Origin of the sequence: Sphingomonas sp. NPDC079357, assembly GCF_044901155.1 — a bacterium.
Lineage (GTDB): Bacteria > Pseudomonadota > Alphaproteobacteria > Sphingomonadales > Sphingomonadaceae > Sphingomonas.
Genome location: NZ_JBJDOM010000001.1, coordinates 932,161 through 952,956 on the forward strand (window position 1 = coordinate 932,161; position 20,796 = coordinate 952,956).

The window sequence follows — 20,796 nt, forward strand, 5'->3', positions numbered from 1 at the left end:
CCGATCACGAGAGGAAGACGGCGCATCACAGCACGCAGCAATTGCGTTTGCGCCAGACGAGATAGCCCATATCTTCTCCGATCGCGGGATAGACCTGGCCGGCCGACATGAAGGTCGTGGACGCGCCGATCGGCGCGCACGCGTAGCGCCCGCCAGTCTGGGGATTGGGATTGGTGGCCTGGAACCGGTATTGCTGCTTGCGCATCACCGGCATCAGATATTTGCCGCACAGGCCCTTGGAGCCCATCGTGCCCCAGGCGACGAGTTCGCGGTGGAGCTTGTAAGCGAAACGCGCAAGTGCGAGCCGCGAGGCCTGCACATGGCCGATCGAGGCGCCGATATTGCCGTTCAGCGGGTACATCGTCCCCTGGCAACCGGCGCACCAGAAGAGCGGATCGGTCGGCAGCTTGGCGGTCGCGGCGATACAGTCGGCAGCACAGGCAGCGAGCGCGAGCGGGTTGGCGAACAGCACCGCTTCGGGGTTGATCAGGGCGGTGAGCTCGCTGTCCTGCCACAGCGGGTCGATCTCGGTCAGGTACAGGATGTCGATCGAGCCCGTCTCAAGGCACAGGAAGTCGGTGACGATCTCCATCCAATAGATCAGCGGGTAAGCGTACCAGTGGACATGCCAGCCGCTGGTATTCTGCGCCTTACCACCGACCGCGCTCGGGCCCGCGATCGTCTTGAACCCGATGTCGAACCCCGGATCGAGCTTCAGCCCGCCGAGATTGACGAAGCACCACGGCTTCATGCTGACGTCGGCGAGCCGCACCGGCTCCCAGAAGCCCATCGCAATGCCCGGCCTGATCCCGCAATTGCAGACGGGCAGGTTCGGGTTGTCGGTGTCGGGTCGCCCCGCAAACGACGGCCAGATCTTGAGGCCGCCGACCGACATCGGGAACAGACAGCTCCAGCAGATGTCGGTGATCGGATTGACGAAGCGGCCCGTGCAGCGCCCGGGCGTGCCCGCGGCACGCGCCGGCGACGCGAGCACAAGCGCAGCCAGCGCAAGCACTGCGGCAAGCAGCATGAGCGTCAGACGAGTGCGGCGTATCCGCTGCTGGTGGCGCTGCCGCGCCGCCACGAGCCATGCGGGCGGAGGAGGTGTCTGTGCGGTCACTTGCCGCCGTCCTTTGTCTTGGGGATGACGATCTCGCTGACCCTGAGCACGCGCCCTGCCTGCTCGATCACCGCCGGCACCGCGCGCACGCCGAACTTCGTCGTGAGCGTCCCCGACTGGTCGAAATAGAAGCGGCGCTGCTCGGCTTTCATGAGCGCGAAGGGCGAGCCGCGCACGAGGATGAGCTTGGCGTTGAGCGCGGTCGTCCTGCCGGTCGCCCAGGCGACCTGCGCCGGATCGTCGCCGTCCAGGAAGACGAGCCGCTGCCGTAGCGGAACGGTGTCGAGCGGATTCACGCGGGTCCCCCGCGCCACCACCACACGGCCCTTTGCATCGCGCAGATCCTGCTCGACGGTGATGGTCGGATCGTGGATCCAGCTTCTCGACTGGCTCGCGGGGATGATGCCCTTGACCGCAGGCGGCCGCTTGACCCGCGCTTCAGTGCGCGCGGCCAGCGCCCGGTTGGCGCGATCGAGCGCGCCCGACGCCTGCATCGTGGCTAGCTTGTTCTGGATGACAGACAGCAGATCGGTCTCGATCACCGGAAACACCGCGCCCTGCTGACCATAGTCGCGCGCGGAGACCGCCTGCGACATGAGCGACAGGATCGTGGCGCTGGAAAGGAGGAGGAGCCGCTTCACAGGATCGCCCTCCCCACCCCGATGATGCGCGGACGGCAGACCCAGCCGATCGCGGCATAGCGGCTGTCGAAGCTGTCGCGGTGGGGCGTGCCGACGAAGTAGCAGCCGCGCGGGATGATGCCGGTGGGACCCAGCGAGAGCGGCTCGCCGAACCGCGTCGCCGGCTTGGCCAACGCTACGGGCCGGGCGTTGATCGAGAATAGCCGGCCATGTCGCTCTACCCGGTCGCCGGCGGTGCCATAGACAATCTTGCCGAACGGCTGGGGGTGAGCGCCGAAATGCCGCGCGAGCAACGGGCCTGGCGGTGGTTCGAAGAAGATGAAGTCGCCGCGGACCGGCACCCGCTGCCGATCGATCATGAACGCCCAGTTCGGCAGGCTCGTCGTGGCATTGACCAGCAGCGCGTGGTCGTCGCTCCAGCTAGCAAGCTCGCCGAGGCTCACTAGGCTGATGCCGACCGCGGTATAGACCAGATAGCGGCGGCGCCGGGCCGGACTCCAGAAGGTGGGCGCAAGCTGCGTCTCAGCGGGCGTCATGGCCCACCTCCAGCGCGCGCTTGACCTCGGCGCGTACAAGCTCGGTGCGATCGGGCACGCTCTTGCCGAGCGTCGCCTCGGTGACGAGGACAGTGGTGCCGTCGGCACCCAGCGCGCTGACCGACCGGTTGATGGCGGCGAGATAGGCGGCGGTGCGGCTGGCCGTCTGCTCGGGCGTGCCGCCGTTGCGGCTCTCGGCAGCGACGAAATCGCCCACCAGCGTGGACAGGCTGACCGACACGATCTGCCGCTTCGATAGGTCGAACAGCAGGCGCGTTGCCCAGGCCGCCCAGATCAGGCCCGCGAGCAGGAGGATCGTCGCCAAGACGTGGGCTAGAGGCCAGCCGGCGATCGTGCGCCGCGCCGACGCCGGGGTGATGGCATCGCTCATTGCTCGTCCTTTCGAGACAGCTCGCGCCGCATGCGGGCGGCAAAGGCAGGCAGCCGGGCGACGAGGAACAGCAGCGCGAGCGCAGCCGTGAGGCCAACAAGCTGGAGATCGAACTCGGCGCGGCGTGCGGTGTCGGCGGCGAGATAGTGGGTCGCGAGATTGCCGAGGTGCGCGAACAGGATCGACAGCCGCGCACCGGCAGCAAGGATCACCACCGCCAGGATCGTGCCGAGCGTGACAAGCAGCGTCCCGCCGAGCCAGATCGTGGTGCTCAGGGCCAGGTGGCAGGCGTCGGCGAGGAACCGCCGCAGCCGCACCCTACGGCTACCCAGAGGCCGGGGATCAGGCGCGGGCATGCTGCGCCTCCCTTGTGCTCGAGGTCTGAGGCGCATCCGGGAAGGCCACGGCATCGAGCGCCTGTTCGATCGTGTCGCCCGCCGCCATGCGGCGCTCGATGGCGGCATAGGTGTCGGGCGAGGACGAGAAGAGCGTCGCCGAATAAGGATCGAGGACCAGCCGGCCCAGCGCCTGAACCTCGGGGCCGCGGATGAAGACCTCCGAATATTCGGAGCCACTGCGCTTCAGCGAGCGGATCAGGCTTTCGGTGCGGTCATCCATGTCGAGCCGCTCGGACTTGCGGAAGTCGGCGATCGTCTCCGGCTTCTGCTGGAGGACCAGCATCCAGTCGCTGTTCTCGAGTGCGGCGGTCGCGCCGCCCGATTTGTAGAAGTCGTTGAGCGACTGCGTCGCGGTCGCCAGCGCGCCGCCATATTTGCGCGCGGTGCGGGCGTAGGTCTCGACGAACTCGGACATCGAGCCGCCCTTGAGCATGCTCCACGCCTCATCGATCAGGAGCAGCTTCTTCACGGATCGCGGACTGCGGGTCATCGCCTGGCTGGTCATGAACATGATCGCGGTCAGCACGACCGAGCGCAGCTCTTCCCGCGTCGCCAGGTCCGACATCTCGAACACGGTGAAGTCCGCCTCGAGCTTGAGCGTCGCTTGCCCATTGAAGAACCCACCGTACGTGCCGCCCGAGAGGAACGGACCCATCGCGATCGCCAGGTTGGCGGCATCGGGATTGCCGGTGTCGGTGAGCGCTCGCGCGACACCGTCGATCGAGCCTGCATGGCCGAAGGCTTCCCACACCTGGTTCACCGCTTGATCGATCAGGCCACGCTCGGTGTCGGTCAGGCGGTCGATGAAACGCGCCATCTGCCCGACGATGCTTTTCAGCATCGCCATGCAGTCGAGGCGATAATCCTCGTCCTCGCCAACCCGGGCGGCATCGATCATCGAGAAGGGATTGAGGCAGAAGCCCGAAGCCAGCGTGAACTCGATAAACGCGCCGCCCTGGAGCCGGCACGAGTTCATGAAGCTGCGACCGTCATCGATGACGACGACCTTGGCACCAGCCCCGCACAAGGCCGCGCACATCTCCTGCAGCAGCACCGACTTGCCCGATCCCGATTTGCCGAGGATCGCGACATTGTGGTTGCCCGCGCCATTCTCGAACGGCGACCAGAAGAAGGGCTGCCCGCGCCGCCCGACGAACAGGAGATGCGGGACGTTGCCGCCGAGATACTCGCCCTGGACCGGCGCGATGTTGGCCGCCGTGGTCGAGAGCATGGTGCGCATGCGCTTGCAGCGCTCCATGTCGACGCCAAGCCCGTCGCCCAGTGTCATCGGCATGGCCGCGAGCAGCCCCTGGATCTGCAGGTAGCGCTCGTCGGCGAGGTCCCAGCCGGCCGCCTTGTACAGCGACTTGATCGTGCGCTCGTTGCGGTCGCCCTGCCCTTCCGGTGAAAAGGCCGTGACCCCGTAGAAGGCGCGTACCAGCCGGCGGCCTTCCTGCATCTGCGCCTGGACCTCGCGCCATTCGGCGGCCTGCTCACGCAGCTTGGGCAAATAGCGCGCCGAGCGACCTTCGCTGAGCGAGGTCGTGCGCAGGAACTTCATGCCCGCGCGGGCCGAGGCTGCCTCCTGGTCGGGATAGACGAGGCAGAGCATCGTCGCTGCCGGACAGGGCATGCGCAGCTTGTCGGTGAACAGATCGCCGATCAGGCGAGCGCATTCCCACGGCGCCCAGCGCGTCGGCATGTTGCGCACGCCGAAATGCCGGACGTCGAAACGGTCGGGATAGATCTCCCCGATCTCGGGTGCGCCTTCATCCGTGGCACCGGTCGGCCGGAAGCGTTCGGTGCGCAGGCACAGCCGGCTCTCCTCGACGATTAGCTCGATGTCGCGACGGATGGCCTGGTCGGCAATCGGGTCGAGCGGGTTGTAGTCGATCGCATCGTCCTGCGGTGCTGTCGTCGGCGAAGTCAGGTCGTCGAGGAAAGCGATAAGCTGGACAGGATCGACGTTGGCCACGGGCACATCGAGCGAGCGCAGCACGCCGGTAAGGCTCTCGCGGACGGCGACCAGCTCCTCCTTAGTGGTGGCGCCCCCCGCAGGAACGCCGACGGAGATCAGGATCTGATGATGGCGTGCATGGAAGGGCGCGCTTGCCGAGCCGCTGGTCCAGACCAAGTCGTAGAGGCATGCCGCGCGACGCCGCGCGATCGCTTCATACACCCCGCCCCGCGCATAGCGCGGCAGGAACCATGGCGCGATGTTGCGGCCGATGCGTGGGGAAGCCCAGTGGACGATCTGAACGCAGGCACCCGCCGGTAGGCCTTCGGAGAAGAACTGACCGAGCAGGTCGCCGGTCCGCTCGTCCGCACCGACCAGTGGTGCCACGTTGAGCACGAAGCCCATCGATCGCGCGTTGAGGTACAGCCGGGTGGTGGGCTCGTAGACGCGGTACGGCAGGAAACTCGAAAGCATGTCGAGACCGATCACCGGACGCGCCGCTTCCTGCGCATCGGCGTCGCCAAACAGCCCGCGCGACAGCGTGTCATAGAGGGTGCGGAACGACAGGCTCATTTCGGCGCGTCCTTCGGGCTGGTCGCGGGTGCGAACACGCCCTCGAGGTCAGGCTCGGCTGAAGTATGACCCAGCTGCTCCATCGCAGGTTGGGCGAGTGCGCGGACGCGCCCCGCCGCGATGGCTCCAGCGATGCCAGCTGGTGGCTTGCCCGCGGATGGCGCCGGGCCGGGGCCCATCCCCCCGATGACCGGCAAGGTCTGCGAACGGTCAAGGGGCACCTTGCTGAGATCGATCGTCGCGGGCCGGGCGATCCGGCGCCCGGCCTTAGCCGCAGCAAGTGCCTCCGGCGTGGGTCCTGGCACGATGCCGGTACGAGGAAGCGCACCGACCGCGATGATAGGGTGAGGGGCTTGAGCGGGGAGTGACTCAAGCCCCTCGATTACCGGAGCGGATGCTCCAGCAATCACCTCGCGCAGGGAGGAAGGGGCGAAACTGCGCGAGATCTCGAAACTGTGGGTGGCGGTTGTGTCGCCGGACGCTGCCCTGTTCGCGGGGTCGACCGGCTTCATGGTCCAGGCAGCATCCTCGACGACGACATGCGCGGTGGCTTCGTCGTGGAGCACGCCGGCGCGATCGACATGCGCCGGAAACACGACCCGGAGCGTTCGCTCGCCGGTGCGGCCGACGGTCCCCGGACCTTGCGTCGACCGGAACGGCTGCTGTCGGGCGCTGGGCTTCTGATCCGCCTCGGCGTCACCTGAGCCGACCATTCTCTGGACCGCGCGGGCATCGATCGCCGACATCGGCGAGCATGTTCCGTCGGGTGCCTGGCAGGCGAAATCACCGCTGACATTCCCGCCCAGCGTGGCGCAGCCGGTGCTCGCGAGGAGCGCGGCTAGTGCAGTGCCGCACGGCGCTGCCCGGATCACCAGGCCGACGTGGCGATCGCAACGGAGTGCGGTGCGGGTCATGCCGCACCCCCGGCGACGAACGCCTTGAGCTGTGCCGCGGGGCGGAAGCCCTCGAGCACCGCGCCATCGGCGCGGATGATGACCGGGGTGCCGCCAAAGCCGTGCCGCTTGGCGAACGCCTGATTGGCGTCGAGCCCGCTGGTGTCGCACTTCCCGCCAGCCGGCAACGCCCTCTGCTCATAGGCGGCGTGCAGGGCACGCGCCGGATCCTTCGAACAGAGCACACGCTCGGCCGCTTCCCGGCTGGCGGCGCCGAAGATCGAGATCGGCCGCTCCTCGACCCGCGCACCGATCGCGCGCAGCTCGTCGGTCAGCCGGCGACAGTAGCTGCAGGCGAAGTCGCTGAGCACGACGAGCTTGGGTCCGTTTGCGGGTCCCCAGTGGATCGCGCCGGCGGCGGGCAGCTCGCCGAGGTTCACCTTGGCTGGCGTCGCGGGTGCCTGAGGCGGCGCGGTCTCGTCGGTTTCTGCCTTCTGGCGCGCCGCGCCGGCGACGAGCAGGTCGGGATTGAGCGCGAGCAGCCGGGTCGCGGTCAGGTCCGCCCGGGTCTCCATGTCGTAGACCCGGCCGATCATCAGATAGCGCGCGCCGCGATCGACGTAGAACAGCGTGGTGCCCGCGACGACCTCGCAGATCCCGCCGAGCCCACCACAGTTGACCGCATTGATCACGGTCTTGGGCAGGCGCTTGGCGAGTGCGGCGAGCACCGCCTTTGCTTCTTTGCCGGCGTCGATGCTGGGCACCGTTGCCTGCGCAGAGACCGCGTTGACCAGCATGCCGGTGCTGGCGCCGACGCCGAGCGACGCGAGCGACAACATGGCCCAGAAGCCGCGACCTTCGCGCCGGTGCCAGCGATCGAGCTGCAGTGTTCGAGAAAAGACAGAAGAAGTCATTGCGTGTTCCTCACGTAAACGCCGTCCAGAAAGACGATTTCGACATCGATGCCGGTCGGCATCTCGATGACCGGCTGGTATTGCTCAGCTCGCTCGATCAGATATTTGGAGACCGTGTCGGCGGCGTCGCCGGCACCTTGGCCGAGCCCGCCGGTGACGATGTCGCCGGGCGATAGCTTCTCGCGCGTGCCATCGGCGCCTTGCGTGATCCCGGAGAAGGCGCTGTTCGCATTGGCCGAGAAGCCCCGGCCGAACCCGCCAACAATCCCAGCGATCAGCGCTTGGCTGACAAGACTGCCCTCGCGGCTGACGACGCGACCGCGCACGCCGGTCTTGCCGGCGAAGCTGATGAAGCCCTTGACCTCGCTCACCGCGACCCGGCCACCGGGCTGGTCGCAGGTCATCTTGGCGAGCTTCACATAAACCTTCTCGGCCGATAGATCGCCGCGCGCCGCGCCGTTGACGACACAGCCCTGGATGCGCGTGGTCAGCAGCTTGCCGTTGTTGACGACGGACCGCGCGGGGCCGGTGATCCGCAGCACCACGGGCAGCGGATCCGTCTGGCTCGAGACGCCCGCCGAGGCATCGACCCCGACGATAACGCGCGCCGGCGCGTAGCTGTTGGGCGGCAGATATTCGGGACTGTCCTCGACCTCGATCGGCGGCGCGCCCGGACGACCGGACCGAAGCCCCGTCTTGGTCGCACCCGAGGTCTCTGGCGCGCTTGTGCCGAAGGACAATGTCTTGACCTGCCGCTCGGGCGGCGCGCCCTCGCTGCCGGGCGTGGCTGCAAGATCAGGCGACAAGGGCGAGCCGGACGGGACGGACGAACCCTGTGCGGCATAACCCCCACCCGGACCATAGGCGGGCGCTGGAGGTGCTGCGGGAACAACCTGCGCAGGTCGGCTGGCCTCGGCGCGCAAGCCCGCATTTTCAGCGGACAGCGCGTCGATCGTCCGCGCGCCATCGGTGCGCATCGCCTGGTTCTCGGCCGCGAGCGCATCCAGCTTGGCCTGCAGCTCGGTCGGATTGGTACGACCGTCCTCGAGGGCTTTCAGCTGCCGCGCCTGTGCGTCGAGGCGATTGCCGTAGATCGCGACGAACTCTTTCTGGCTCAGGTCGCGGTTGACGATCCCGTCGGTCTCGATCCGCTGCGGCGCGTCGAGATTGGCGATGCCGCCATCCGGCGAGCCGCCGAGCACGAACCAGGCACTAATCAGCGCCACGGCTCCGCCGCCGCTGAGAAGGATCAGCTTCTGACGCCGCGCGGTCTTGGCGTTGAGCGCGCCCAGCGCACCGCCCGCGGGCAGTCCGGCGTCATGACTCTCGGGCAGGCCGTGCGGCTGGGTGGAGCTTACCATGCGCCCTCTCCGGCCGAACCGACGAGCCACACGCTTGTGGCCGCGCCGGGTGCGAGCTCTGGCGTCGCCACGCTGAGCGCGAGCGTTCCCGAGGGTGCGATGTCGCCGGCCCGAACGGACGCCGGCTTGGTCCCGCGATTGTCGATGCGGAGCACCTTCCCGACGAGCGCCGCGCCGCGATATTCGGCGATCAGCCGGACACTGAGATCTCCGATCCGCGTCGGTGCGGCCGCGACCTGGCGCAGCTGGTAGCCGTCGACGGTCGCGGACGTGGCCATCGCCTGAATAAGCCGCACTGCAGTCTCGCGCGGTCCGGTCTTCGCTTCCCAGTCCGCCGCCTTCTCAAGCCCGAGCGCCGGGTTGGTGACGAAGATCTGCTCGGCCTCGTCGCCGCCGACCGTGCAGGCGAACTTGTAGACGTAGCCCTTCTTCGATGTAGCGAAGAAGTTCAGCGAGCGCGCCGCAAAGCCATCGGGAACCGACAGATAGATGTCGCCACGGATCGGCTCGTTGGTGACGGTGAAGTCGTTATACGGATAGCCGGTCGAGACCTTGCTGACGCTCGCGAAACCGTCGCCGACGAGCGCGATGCGGGTCAGGTCGCGCGACGAGACGACGCAGTCGACCCGGGCATTGTCTGCCGCCTGCCGGTATTGGTCGGCCCAAGCCGGCGTGGCACCGAGCACCAAGGCCGCGCCGATCAGCGCAAAGCCGAGCGGCTTCCAGGCGAGATCGATCGGCCGCGAGGCGCCAGCCACGACCGAGGTCGCGCCAGCAGCAAGCAGCCAGGTGGGTGGGATGCAGATCACGGACGTGCCTCCTTGGGCGAATGGATGAGCGCAAAGCTCGTGAGCGAGAGGCGCAAGCCCGCGTAATTCCAGCCGAAGCGGAACCGCTTGGTCTCGCTGGCGATCACCTGACCGCCGACGAAGGTCTTGAGGTCGCCTTCGACCTCGGACGTCAGCCCTTTGGGATCGACGGTCATGCCGTTAATCACGAGGGCCTGGCTGACATCGGAGCCGCGCTGCTCGGTGACGATCTTGACGAGTTCGGCCTTGAGCGCGCCGTGCGCCGACGGATCGGCGAGCTTGAGGATCTGCTCCATCCAATAGTCGAGGCCGGCAGGCGACCGGTTGAGCAGCATCAGCGCGACGTCGCGCGTCACCAGCTCGAGATAGTCGGCCTCGACACCCGACGAGCTGATCGTCAGCGGACGCGTCGCGATCGGTTGAAGCACGATCTCGCGATCCTTCGACGAGAGCGCCGAGAACAGGGCAATGTTCGTCACGAACGACGCGGCGGCCGCGAGAAGCAGAACCTTGCGTTGCCGGAGCAATGACTGGCTGCGCTGATGCGCGATGTCGGCGAGCATATTGTCCTCCTCAGCCGGCCAGCAGGCGGCAATGGGAGGGCGGAGTGGCTTTCAGCCTGACAAAGGTCGCACCCAGATACCAATAGGCCGCATGGATCACCCACGAGCTGGCTCGGCCAGCTTTTGCCTTGCGCAGCGCAAACCACGCTCCGCCGGAGAGTATGATGCCAATCAGGATATGCTGGGTGAGAATGCCCCAGGCGAACGGGATCGCCAGCCCCATGAATTCATCAAGGGTCCAAAGGCCGATGAGCTCGGGATCATCGAGACGCCTGGGAACGATATACTTGTCAGACATGGCTGCCGCCCCGCCCTCTTTTCCCGCACTCAGATGAGCGCGGTGACCGTGGAGGTGACGATCGGCACGCCGGTGCCGACACCGATGCCGACGCCGACGGGCAGCGCCACCTGGCCGAGGCTGAACCGACCCGACGCCATGCCGATGATGCCGCCAGCGAGGCTGAGCACGGCAATGATCTTGCCGCCCGAACCCTCGAGAAAGTCGGTGAATTTGGTCAGCGCCGGGCTGAAGGTCGCGTCTGCGCCGGCGTAGGCGGCCGTAGCGCAGAGCATGAGCCCCACCGCGGGCAGGACATAGTCACTGGCACGACCGAGTTTGGCGCGAGCCAGCGGGAGCTTGAGGCTGTGCATCGAGAGCGTCTCCGTGGGAGTGTCGGTGCGGCCGAACACCGACCGCCCACTCACCAAGCGCCCTTCGCCCGGCCGCCTCAACAGAAAGGAACATGAAGAGAACAGATCGCCGCTCTTGTCGCGGATTCTGCGATAGTCATCGCAGCTCGCGTTGGAATCTTCCTACTTACCGCGACAAGGATCGCGGTGGTGGAGCACGTTAGCGCGCGCCGTCGCGACGACTGTCGCAACATCCGCCTCTCGAACGATTCGCAATCCTTTTGGCCGAGTCGCGCGGGCGTTTGCACCAACGGAGAGCGTCCCATGATCCTCCGCCGCTATAGGATGTTCTTGTTTTGTTTTCCTACAGGCGGAGTGCGCGCTAGCGTGCGATGCGACTCGATAACCGGAGACTTTTCGTGGCCGTCATCGCCGACCCTCCACCTTTCACCTCAGCGCCGCTGCATGCCGTGGTTGCCGATCTCGTGGACGAGAGCGGCGTGAGCCAGCGCGACCTCGTCTCTCGCGTTGGCCTCTCCAAGGACCAATTAAGCCGCACTCTTAAGGGCGCACGCCATATGAGCTTGGAAGAAGCTGCCACCATCCTGCACGAGGCTGGGCTGCCTGCCCGCGGCACACTGACGCTTGCGCTGTTCGATCGCCAGGACCTCGCGACCGACTGGGCGCGCTCAGGGCTTGGAGGCTTTCTCGAGACCATGGTGGCTGCCCTTCCCGATGCGCTTGCCGCAGAAATCGGCGACACCAGCGATCGGGTCGACCCAAGGTGGGGAACGCAGGCCGCCCGGTTCGTCGCCCAGCGGATCGCGCATCACATCCACGACCTGATCGAACGAGAACAGCGTCTTGGCGACTTCTCGCCCGGACGTACCGCCTAACCCACTAGCAGCCGACCACTGGGGAGAGGTCGCGGTAGCTTCAACGAAGGACAGCTTGATGCAAGCTCATCTCTCCCGATCGTCGGAACGCCTCATCAGGCTGCCCGAAGTCAGACAGCGGGTCGGCCTCGGTCGCTCAACCATTTACCGGCTGATGGAACTCGGATCTTTCCCGAAAGCGCGGAAGTTGGGCCCTCGCGCAATTGCGTGGTCCGAGGGTGAAATCGACAGCTGGATTGAGGGCAAGCTGACGGACCAAGCAAGAGACTGAGGCGCAATGGCGCGTTCGCAGCGCGTTTCGTTCATGCAACAGATGCTGGGCTCCTGTAGCGATCTCTCTCTCTATCTCTCTCTCAAGTGCACGCTTCGGGCAGTCCCGCGGGCAACTGTTTTGGCCCGCTCTGCGCGATAAACTCGGCTTCCGTCGCCAAGCTGCCGATCCTCGATACTGCCATCGGCGCCTGCTCACCGGCGCGGTCGAAAACGACCGGCATTGGGACGAAGCCGTCGTTCACGGCTCGCGGCCTAAAAGACGGCTTTCGGCGGGAGCAGACGGTACAGCCTTGCACGGATCCCATCATCGATTGACTGACGTTGGGCCGACTGCGACCGTCCGGCTTCAGCGTCCCCGATGCCAAGTGGACGCCCGCTCCAGCTGACTCTTGTCGGCGGGGTCTTGGTTCAAACCTAAGTGCGTCCACAACCGTTCCCTTTGGACTACGTGGTTTTTATAGTCGTTCCGCTGGCACAACCTGTCATTGTCATTCGTCCAAGCTACGGGGTCATTCGGCGGTTTTGCGACGTTTTGGGGACCGGCGGACGCCGACAGAACCGGCGTCCACTGCAGGGCACGGTAGCGTGACGGTATGCGCTGCTTGAGCGCCTTGTCCCCAACATTGGTCCGATCCGCCGGGACAGAACTTAGTTAAGAGGATCGTGGACGTCAGCCGGGTGATAGTGGCCGACGATGCAGTCGCCGGGAAGATCGACCGGGATGCTGAGCGCGGTGCCCGCCCAAGGGCTGCCCGAATGGCTTTCCCGATCGGGAAGTAGCTCGCAGAACGCCAGCTCGACCATCATTCCCGCGAATTCGCGCAGCGTCCGCTCGCGCATCAGCGTCATCGGTATATCGCAGACCAGAACCGTGGGACGCCCGATCGACTTGAGCAGCCGCTTTGCTTCCCACCGGTCGACGACGCGGATGCCGAGACAAAACAGGTATTCGCTGCCGTAGACGAGGTAGTGGCCGCAGCCGCCCAACCTGGTTACCAGGCTTCGCTCATCCGCGCAGAAGTAGAGGACGCCCTCTCGGCCACCCGCGGGCCTGCGCGCGCCGATGTCGTCGATTGCGGCAACCATCCGATCCTCGGCTGCGCCGCCGAGACTTCCGTCGAGGAATATCGCGCGCGCTCTATCCTCGACCTCGCCGGCGCGCAGTATCCGCAGGCCGCGTGCATAGAACTCGCCGACGTCGTCGGTGCGGGTCCCGTGCGCCGCCCTGAACGCACGATATTCACGGGCCAGCCGCGACGCGACCAGCTCCTTCATGTCCACTGCCTCACCCGTGACGCGCATGACGATTTCGTCGAGCCAGCCAAGATCATCGGAAACGACGTATTCGGGTGGGTTGCGAACGAATTCGGCCTTCACGTAGTCGGTCACGAAGTCCGCGATCATCCGCCAGAAGCGGTCCCGCCATCGATCGACGAGCGGGAACGACAACACATCCTCGGGGGGCAACGGGCGCAAGGCGAGATCGTCGGCGATCTCGCGGTCCTCGTAACCGGGCCGCATTGGCCCAGCGTGCGGACATGACGACCAACGGTAGCCCATGCCGTTCATCTAGCCACAGCTTGCGAGCGAGGGACCATCGGGCCGCTCCCGGTCAAGCCACCGCCTCCGTACTCTGCACGTCATAGATCTGCATCGACAGTCTGGAGTCGAGACGGTGATCAAGGAGCGCCTGGAAGATGTCACGGCACGTCGCGGGCGTGGGCACGATGCGACCATCGTCGTCGAATGCGATCGTCAGGCCCATCGCAACGCACTGCGCACGGAGGTTCTGCATGAACTCCGCGCTCCGAAAATGCCCCTTCTCGCGTATTGCGATCGCCCTGCGGAGCTGGATCTTGTTCGCACCGACGAACGCGGTGATGGCGGCGACGTCCGTGAATATATCGAGGAAATCTGGTTCGGCGACCAGTTCCTGGAAGGCCTCGACGTGGCCCGCGCGATAAGCGAGCACGGATTCAAATCTCCCCTTGTGAGAGACGAACACGTCGCCTCCGAAGACGAAGAAGTCGAAGTACGGTTCCAGGCTGAAGGCGGGGCGGTCGTCGACGTCGAGTTCCTCGTCCTCGAACACGACGCGCAGGATACCAGATGCCCGTCTAGTGCTCCACGTCGCGTTCGTCTTGCGCACGGCGAGCAGGACGCCGTCCGCAGTGGCGAAGCGCAGCATGTAAAAGTCGGCGTTGGCGATCTGCTTCAGCTGCTTCACCCTCAGCTTCTCGATCGGCTCGGCGGCCTGGCCATCGACAAGCGCGATGTACGTCTCGTCCGCGCCCAGCGTCAGGACGCTGCCCTCGTTGTTCTGCGCGAGGATCTCGTAGTCGATGGTCTCTGTCACGCCGTGAAGCGCCTGGGTGACCGCCCCCCTCAGCGATGCCGCCAAGTCGTCCGTGATGCCGACCCAGCGCCCCTTGAAGACGGGAAGGCCGTCGCGGGTCGACTTCTTGTACACCCAGACCGTCAAATCGGCGCCGGCCACGTCGAAGGCCTTCAACCCAGCCAGGTCAGCCATCAGTCTCTCCCTGTTGCAGCTCGCGTAGGATCATCACGTCCTGGAGGCTGCCCTTGCGATAGACCTTATCGGGTTCGACCTCGCCACGAAACAACGCGCGGCCGAGCCACGGCTTGTCTATCCCCATGAAGCTGTACTTGATCTCGTAGAGCCGCCAACCGAATACGATCAAGATCGGGTTCATCACGATCTGCCCCGATCGGTAGGTGATCCAGAAGATCCAGACGAAGAACACGCCGAAGCCGAGCAGCCTCGTGGGTGACCCGAAGTCGAGGCCCATGAACGACACGATGTAGGGCATGGCGTAGTTGATGAGGTCGGCCGGGATGTGCTTCGCCTCCGCCACCTTCACTTGGCGCGGCGTCCCGATGGCCCGAAGCGTTAGCGTGGTGAGGATGAGGCACGCGATCCCGATGGCCACCGTGCCGACCGCCCACCACGGATGCATCAGCGGCACGACGCAGCCTTCGCCGAACCAGGCCGACGGCGGACAGAACCCCCTGCGTACCGCCACCGGATCAACGTCCTGGACGAACAGGACCAGCCCGAGCGGCAGGTAGGAGCCCACATAGAGGGCGAAGGCAGATGGTGTCCTGAGCTGCATTGCGCCTAATCACCCGGCACCGCCAATCGGCTCCGGCACCCCGGACCATATCCCGCTTCCCCAACAACGGGAAATCGGCATGTGCCAACGCACTCGTACTCGGCTCGGACGGCACATCGAGGCAATCGCGACGGACTGGTAAATATGGCGAATCGCCACACTTCCGTCCAGCTTTCCGCCATCACCGGCCGTCTGCGCCGATCAGCGCGCCTTTGTCGCTGCGCCAGGCCGGCGTTTCCCGTCCGTCCCGAAGCGTGCATCCGGGGCTGCCGCGACGAAGGCGTCCAAATCCGACACGACGTCCACCCTGCCCAGCCACGCGTCATGGAATTGCATCGGCACCTTCTCCGCCGTCACGAGGCAGTTTACCATCCGGATCCGGTCCTCGGGTATCCCGGTCAGACGAGCCAGCTGATCGACGTGACGCGAGATGATCTCGATCCGAGCCAGGTGCTTGCGGAGGGGACCTGGATTGCCCTTCTCATCGACGAATTCCGGCCCGTACTCCTGCAGCCGTTCCGCGATCTCGCCCGCTGTCTTGTCCATCATCAACCGCTTGCACTCGATCAGGAGCACCATGCCTGTCGAGGGGCGCCAAGCGACCACGTCCACGTCCCCGTTCGCCGCAGTGGCGCCGCCGAGCTCGCTCATCCCAATATCGGACCGAGCGTCCCAGCCCACACCCGCAAGGGCGTCCCGGACCTCCTTGTTGAAGGCGTGACCGATCCTGTCGATCACTCCCCCGACCCAGGAATGCATTGCCTCGCTTCGGAAGACCGTCTGCGGCAGGTGCCCAGCCGCAGCCCGCATCGCATAGCGCCACGCCTCGTGCGCGAGAGGCACGGACGCCAAGCACACCGCGTCCACGCCCCCGGACAGCTGCACCAGCGGCCGCATCAGAAGCGAGAGCCGCCGAGCGTAGCGCCAGGGCCACCAGTCGCGAGGTGCGGCGTCCTTCGGCTTGCCCTCGTCCCACCTCTTGCGTGGCATGAGCGTGACCCGACCAAGTGCGACGGAGGCCTCTTCGGCCGACATCGGACCCAGATCCTGCAACACGCGGACGAGATCCGCACGCTTCACCCTGGCGACGGTTGACCCGGGTAACGCGAAGCCCGCCAGTGCCTCGGTCAGCTGCACGTAGGTTAGCGGCGTCATTCCGAACTCGACGACGAATGCGGTCTCGAACTCTCCTAGCGGCTCAGGCGCGTCCACCACAGCGTCGCCAGTAACGTTGAGATCCTCTGCTTCATCGTCTCCAAGGGGCTGTACAAGCGTGGAGTAGGAGGTCGCCGCCAGCTCGAACTGCGCCGAGCCATGCGCGGCGAGGAACGGGGTCTGCACCTGCTCGCGGAAGCGGCTCGGGAGTTCGATGGAACCGTTGGGATGGATCAACAGGCCTTCATCGGAAAAGCCGTAGTGGATCTCGTCGCTCCGGCCCGCGATCTCAACCAAGGTGGATGCCTGGGCCACAAGCTCGTCAAAGACGGCGTCCGAGCACGCCGACCCGCCCGTCACCGGACTCGTGCAAACCGCCATCTCCACAAGCACCCGGGACGCGAGGCTCGCCAGCGCCCGTTCCCCTTCCCGCCGGACCGACGCCTCAACGACGTCGTCGCGTCGCGTGTGAAGCGCGAGGACAGCGGCGGCAGTTAGGCGCGACTGGTATCGGTCACGCTGAAGCGCGTCATGGTTCTCGAGGCAGCGAACGATGAAGGCTTCGCGGTCGAGCCCTAGCAGGCGGTCCTTGATCCTTGCCCAAAGCGCGTCGACGACATCCTCGATGAGGTTGGTAGCGTCCTTGCCGCGCAGCCGCTCCGGCAGCTTCTTAGGCAGCGGCCGCCCCGAAAGTCCTGCAAGACCGATCTGCATAGGTGCGTACACGTCTGCCGCGACGAAGCGCGGTGGATCGATCGGGGCGCCAAGCAGTAGAGCCTGCGCTGCATACTGGGGGGCCGTTATGTGAAGGAACCGAGCCACATCACCGCCGACAATGTCGTTGGCGATGCGCTCGATCTCGCCAGCGGCGAAGGGACGTCCCGCCAGAAGGAAGGCACCCTTGACAAGGGCCTCCACCATACGTCGGTCGCCGACGTTGTCGGCTAGGCGGAACGACTGGAGATAGTCGAGCGCGCAGCCGAGCTCGACCGCGCCATTGCGTAGCCTGACGACCGGCCTTCCCGCGGCATCGAGCGACGGCTTCGGACTGTTGATCGGCACGTCGTCGGTCTGCACGTCTAGTGCGAAGACTAGCGTCTCGGGGAGGTCGCGGAGCATCGGATCAAGTCGGGTAGCGACCGGCAACATCCAGCTCCGCGCCATGTCCCAGACCCGGTACGAGAGGGATGTGCGGTCGCCGGGCGAGCGACGCTTTCCCGTCATCCACCAGACACGGTCGCCGACTTCGACGCAGCCGCTCGGCTCAAGGGAGAACTCGAAGTCCGTCGCGGTATATTCCGGCGTCAACAGAGTCTCTGGAAAGTAAGCGTCAGCGGACCGCCGCTCCACCTCTATCCAGCGTCCCGCCTCAGGCGCGCGAACGACGTGCCTGTCAATCACCTGTCGGAGCGATGCCCTCATCAGGGCAGCATTGTCCGTTCCCATGTAGACTACCGCGCTTGTCGGGTCCGCCTCGTCCGGGAGGGGCGAGAAGCCGAGCGACCGTATCCATGCATAGATATTGGCGAAGCCGTTGAAGTTCAGGAACTCGACACCGCCGGCGGCCAGCGCAGACTGGTTGTCCAGCATGCGCTTCACGCGCATGCAGCTGAAGCCAGGGTCACGGCTGAGCAGCGTGAAGTCATCGATGCCCATTCCGATGACCTGCCAGCCGTCCGGAACTTCGCCAATCTCGACGACGAAGCCGCGCCCCAACCCACCGTGGACCATGATCGTTAAGCCGGAAGCGTAATCGGAAGCCGTCGCGAGTTCATTCGCCCGACGCGCCGCCAGCGCCGCGATCGTGCGGGGCACGCGCCGCATGTCGAAGAGGCCCTTCGAATGCGCTTCGGTAAGATCGTCATGGATGATCACGACGTCGACCGGCGTCCCGACGTCGATCGAGCCGCTGAACGTTGTCACGCCCGCCGGATCGGCGGTCAATCCGACGTCGTCCGGCACGATGCGCCACCAAGCGAGCGCCGCCTTCCAAACGGCGGCGACCTGATAGCCTTCCACCAACTCCGCGAGATCAGCCACCGCCCCGTTCACCACCGCGGTGTCAAGGAGCCGCCAGCGGACCGCAAACGAGACCGCAGTAGGGTAGATCAGCACCGCGCCGCCATCCGTGTCCAGGTGGACAGGGCGACGGTCGAGACCACTGCGGCCGACCGTCTCTCCCGCAAGGCCCGACGCGTCGCCTGCCTTGAACTCAAACGGGCGGAGATCGAAGGAGTGGATACCGAGATCCGCGAGCTCGTCGCGGTCGAACCGGACGACCGATCCAGCCTCATCAAGTGACCGCGCCGTCACGGCTATGGAGGTTCGATGAGTGCCCTCGCTGAGAGTGTTGCGCGGCACGTCCGCCCGCGCGGCAACGGCCTCGCTCATGTTAAGCAAGGCGCTGAACTGCCGCCGCAGGTGGCCAGCCCAGTCGTGGCCAGCCGCCTGCAGGCCATCCGTCGCGGCGAGCGCCGTCTGCAGATGCTGCCCCTCGCTCTCTGAAAGGCCCCGGAAGACGCGCGCATTCCCCATCCAGCCGACGACGTTCTCGACGAAGACGTCTTCGATAGGATCTTCCAGATGCCCGACGTGCGAACGGATCATGGCCAACCACTCCCTGACGTTCGCCGCCGTGGGAGAACGCTCACCGTTGCAGTGCAGAGCCGCCAGGTGCGTGAGCACTTCAATCTGGACGTTGTTGGGATGCAGGCCCAACCGGGTTAGGAGTCCGCCCGCCAACGTTACCGTTGCCACCCAATCGAACCGCTCCAACCTGCCGCACAGCCGGGCGAGCTTTCTCTCAAGATTGGATATCCGCATAGCCTCCGTGGCGTGATCGGCCGACGAAAGCTGTCCTAATTCTCCTGGTCCGATGCCTGGTAGTGCCCGCATCCTAGCAACCTATTCAAAACCGTACCGCCTGTCAGCCACTGGCTTCGTCGGACTGGCCGGCCGAGATAAGAGCATGATTGTGGATAAGCTCTGTGGCCTTTCTCTTCCATCTCAGCGCGGGCCGGCTGATCGCAACGACCATCATCGGGACGCGATGTTGATCGTCCACTTTGACAAGCCCGATCGGCGGCTTCCGTCAGGATCGGACGTTCCCCAGTGATCAAGGGAACGACCGGCGCTGGTCGGAAGCCGCCCGGCAGCTCAGCGGCAGGCACGACCAACCTCGGCAAGAGCGCTAGGCTTGCCCCGCGTTTGTGCGCCATACATAAAGCCGATCTACTCGGCATCAGCGCCTGCATTCTTCTTCCGACGGGAGTCTCGGGCTGCCCCCTTCGTAGGCTGTTCCGTCACGAGCTTTGTAACTTCAGCGCCCCAGACTTCGAGAGCTGCCCTTTTCTCGGCTGCGAAGCCATAGCGCTGGTACACTCCGACGATACCGCTTCGAGTTCCCGAGACATGGTTCAAAACCGCCTCGGTGACTTCCAGTCGAACGCTGAGTCGCTGGAGCCCCGTTGCCACCGTCCGTCGAATGTCGTGGAGCGTCCAGTCGCGTACCACACCGAGTTTCTCAAGCATTGCAGCCCGTAGCCGCGCCTGAGCCTTGCTGAAGCCGCTCGGTCCATTCTGCGGCTGACCTTTAGCCGGAAACAACTTGGGGCTGTCCGGCACCTCGTCGATCTTCTTGAGAACGGCCAGTGCCTCCCGGGAAAGCGGAACGAAGTGGCGCTCACCATTCTTCGCCCGCTCAGCGGGTATCCACCACTCACCACGCTTGAGGTCGAACTCGCTACGGTCTGCGCTGAAAACCTCATCGCGCCGCTGCCCGGTCAGGATCAACAATTTCAATGCAGGCCCCCAAGGAAGCGGTTCGGCCTCTAGCAGCTTCCACAGGGTCGCAAGCTCCCGGTCGTCGAGCACGCGGTCGCGAGCCTTCGGCGCCTTCGGACGGCCGGCGTCTCGGCACGGGTTTGTGGGAAGTCGATCTAGCCTGGGTAGTGCCCACGAGTAGAATGCGGACAATTGCGCATGGACGTTGCGCGCCATCACAGGCGCTGTAGCGGCGACGCTGTCGACCAGCGCCGTGATGTCCCCTCGGGTCACCGCGTCCGCCATTCGGTCACCCAGCACCGGGATCACGTAGTTTTCGAGAACCCGCTTCATCTCCCCGACGGATCGGCGATCCGCCTTCGCCGCCAGATAATCTGGGACCATGCTGCGGATCGTGAGCGTGCTGGTTCGCTTGCTAGGTGTCCTCAGTTTCGAACTAGGGTCCCCGCCAGTCTCGATGTCGCTGATGATCGAGCGGGCCTTCTTCCGGGCGTCGGCAAGACCGAAACGAGCACCGTACTGGCCGATCGTCATGTTCTTGATCCTGCCCCCTACCCGCTTGCGGACGATGAACGTCTTTAAGCCGGTGGCACCGATCCGGACTCGAAGCCCTGGAACCGCGGGATCGCTGACCTCAATCTGGCCCCGCTCCGGTGCCTTCAAACCCTTCAGCTTCGCGTCGGTGAGAACCGTCTTGTTACCTAGGATGTTACCTATGTTCTCCATCTGTCCCGCCTCGATTCCGGACCCGCTGATGTGTTACCTTAGG

At 65.5% G+C, this 20,796-nt stretch carries 20 protein-coding genes; 2 read left to right on the top strand and 18 right to left on the bottom strand.

The genetic code is table 11. The features are described from left to right. Positions 1 to 25 precede the first annotated feature (25 nt). The 13 genes from traU to ACI2JO_RS04420 form a co-directional block, all read right to left on the bottom strand. Complete coding sequence (traU, locus tag ACI2JO_RS04360) at positions 26 to 1,030, bottom strand: conjugal transfer pilus assembly protein TraU (protein ID WP_404720322.1); 1,005 nt, start codon at positions 1,028 to 1,030, stop codon at positions 26 to 28. A gap of 86 nt (positions 1,031 to 1,116) precedes the next feature. Then, positions 1,117 to 1,761 (bottom strand): type-F conjugative transfer system protein TraW, encoded by a 645-nt coding sequence (traW, locus tag ACI2JO_RS04365; RefSeq protein WP_404719503.1) that lies wholly within the window; start codon positions 1,759 to 1,761, stop codon positions 1,117 to 1,119. Next, on the bottom strand, positions 1,758 to 2,297 hold the full coding sequence (locus ACI2JO_RS04370; RefSeq protein WP_404719504.1) for a S26 family signal peptidase: 540 nt from the start codon (positions 2,295 to 2,297) through the stop codon (positions 1,758 to 1,760). The genes traW and ACI2JO_RS04370 overlap by 4 nt, the downstream gene beginning before the upstream one ends. Beyond that, on the bottom strand, positions 2,284 to 2,688 hold the full coding sequence (locus tag ACI2JO_RS04375) for a TrbI F-type domain-containing protein (RefSeq protein ID WP_404719505.1): 405 nt from the start codon (positions 2,686 to 2,688) through the stop codon (positions 2,284 to 2,286). Before ACI2JO_RS04375 ends, ACI2JO_RS04370 begins: the two co-directional genes overlap by 14 nt. Continuing rightward, the gene (locus ACI2JO_RS04380; protein WP_404719506.1) at positions 2,685 to 3,044 is read right to left on the bottom strand and encodes a hypothetical protein; all 360 of its coding nucleotides are present in this window, start codon (positions 3,042 to 3,044) and stop codon (positions 2,685 to 2,687) included. The genes ACI2JO_RS04375 and ACI2JO_RS04380 overlap by 4 nt, the downstream gene beginning before the upstream one ends. Beyond that, the gene (gene traC, locus ACI2JO_RS04385) at positions 3,031 to 5,616 is read right to left on the bottom strand and encodes a type IV secretion system protein TraC (protein ID WP_404719507.1); all 2,586 of its coding nucleotides are present in this window, start codon (positions 5,614 to 5,616) and stop codon (positions 3,031 to 3,033) included. The genes ACI2JO_RS04380 and traC overlap by 14 nt, the downstream gene beginning before the upstream one ends. Continuing rightward, complete coding sequence (locus tag ACI2JO_RS04390; protein ID WP_404719508.1) at positions 5,613 to 6,530, bottom strand: hypothetical protein; 918 nt, start codon at positions 6,528 to 6,530, stop codon at positions 5,613 to 5,615. The genes traC and ACI2JO_RS04390 overlap by 4 nt, the downstream gene beginning before the upstream one ends. After that, a complete protein-coding gene (locus tag ACI2JO_RS04395; RefSeq protein ID WP_404720323.1) occupies positions 6,527 to 7,348 on the bottom strand; it encodes a DsbC family protein in 822 nt (273 codons plus the stop codon). Before ACI2JO_RS04395 ends, ACI2JO_RS04390 begins: the two co-directional genes overlap by 4 nt. Positions 7,349 to 7,419: 71 nt before the next feature. Beyond that, entirely contained in the window at positions 7,420 to 8,784 is a 1,365-nt protein-coding gene (locus ACI2JO_RS04400; protein ID WP_404719509.1) for a TrbI/VirB10 family protein, read from the bottom strand. Beyond that, positions 8,778 to 9,593, bottom strand: a complete 816-nt coding sequence (locus tag ACI2JO_RS04405; RefSeq protein WP_404719510.1) for a type-F conjugative transfer system secretin TraK — start codon at positions 9,591 to 9,593, stop codon at positions 8,778 to 8,780. Before ACI2JO_RS04405 ends, ACI2JO_RS04400 begins: the two co-directional genes overlap by 7 nt. Further along, a complete protein-coding gene (locus tag ACI2JO_RS04410) occupies positions 9,590 to 10,156 on the bottom strand; it encodes a type IV conjugative transfer system protein TraE (protein WP_404719511.1) in 567 nt (188 codons plus the stop codon). Before ACI2JO_RS04410 ends, ACI2JO_RS04405 begins: the two co-directional genes overlap by 4 nt. 10 nt (positions 10,157 to 10,166) lie before the next feature. After that, on the bottom strand, positions 10,167 to 10,454 hold the full coding sequence (traL, locus tag ACI2JO_RS04415) for a type IV conjugative transfer system protein TraL (RefSeq protein ID WP_404719512.1): 288 nt from the start codon (positions 10,452 to 10,454) through the stop codon (positions 10,167 to 10,169). A 29-nt stretch (positions 10,455 to 10,483) separates the two neighbouring features. After that, positions 10,484 to 10,807 (bottom strand): TrbC/VirB2 family protein, encoded by a 324-nt coding sequence (locus ACI2JO_RS04420; protein WP_145147013.1) that lies wholly within the window; start codon positions 10,805 to 10,807, stop codon positions 10,484 to 10,486. A gap of 398 nt (positions 10,808 to 11,205) precedes the next feature. On the opposite strand from ACI2JO_RS04420, the gene ACI2JO_RS04425 reads away from it, so the two are divergent. Together ACI2JO_RS04425 and ACI2JO_RS04430 are read left to right on the top strand one after the other, a co-directional pair. Next, a complete protein-coding gene (locus tag ACI2JO_RS04425; RefSeq protein WP_404719513.1) occupies positions 11,206 to 11,682 on the top strand; it encodes a helix-turn-helix domain-containing protein in 477 nt (158 codons plus the stop codon). A gap of 58 nt (positions 11,683 to 11,740) precedes the next feature. Beyond that, positions 11,741 to 11,953, top strand: coding sequence for an AlpA family transcriptional regulator (locus ACI2JO_RS04430; protein WP_145147017.1), 213 nt, complete (start codon positions 11,741 to 11,743; stop codon positions 11,951 to 11,953). Between the two features lie 650 nt (positions 11,954 to 12,603). On the opposite strand, the gene ACI2JO_RS04435 is transcribed toward ACI2JO_RS04430, so the two are convergent. The 5 genes from ACI2JO_RS04435 to ACI2JO_RS04455 all read right to left on the bottom strand — a co-directional run bounded on the left by ACI2JO_RS04435 (position 12,604) and on the right by ACI2JO_RS04455 (position 20,753). Next, a complete protein-coding gene (locus tag ACI2JO_RS04435) occupies positions 12,604 to 13,359 on the bottom strand; it encodes a hypothetical protein (RefSeq protein ID WP_404719514.1) in 756 nt (251 codons plus the stop codon). A 208-nt stretch (positions 13,360 to 13,567) separates the two neighbouring features. Next, positions 13,568 to 14,485: a Kiwa anti-phage protein KwaB-like domain-containing protein gene (locus ACI2JO_RS04440; protein WP_404719515.1), complete on the bottom strand. Its 918-nt coding sequence runs from the start codon at positions 14,483 to 14,485 to the stop codon at positions 13,568 to 13,570. Next, positions 14,478 to 15,089, bottom strand: coding sequence for a hypothetical protein (locus tag ACI2JO_RS04445; protein ID WP_404719516.1), 612 nt, complete (start codon positions 15,087 to 15,089; stop codon positions 14,478 to 14,480). The genes ACI2JO_RS04440 and ACI2JO_RS04445 overlap by 8 nt, the downstream gene beginning before the upstream one ends. Positions 15,090 to 15,290: 201 nt before the next feature. Beyond that, a complete protein-coding gene (locus tag ACI2JO_RS04450) occupies positions 15,291 to 19,067 on the bottom strand; it encodes a hypothetical protein (RefSeq protein WP_404719517.1) in 3,777 nt (1,258 codons plus the stop codon). A 408-nt stretch (positions 19,068 to 19,475) separates the two neighbouring features. Then, positions 19,476 to 20,753 (bottom strand): tyrosine-type recombinase/integrase, encoded by a 1,278-nt coding sequence (locus tag ACI2JO_RS04455; protein ID WP_404719518.1) that lies wholly within the window; start codon positions 20,751 to 20,753, stop codon positions 19,476 to 19,478. Positions 20,754 to 20,796: the final 43 nt, after the last annotated feature.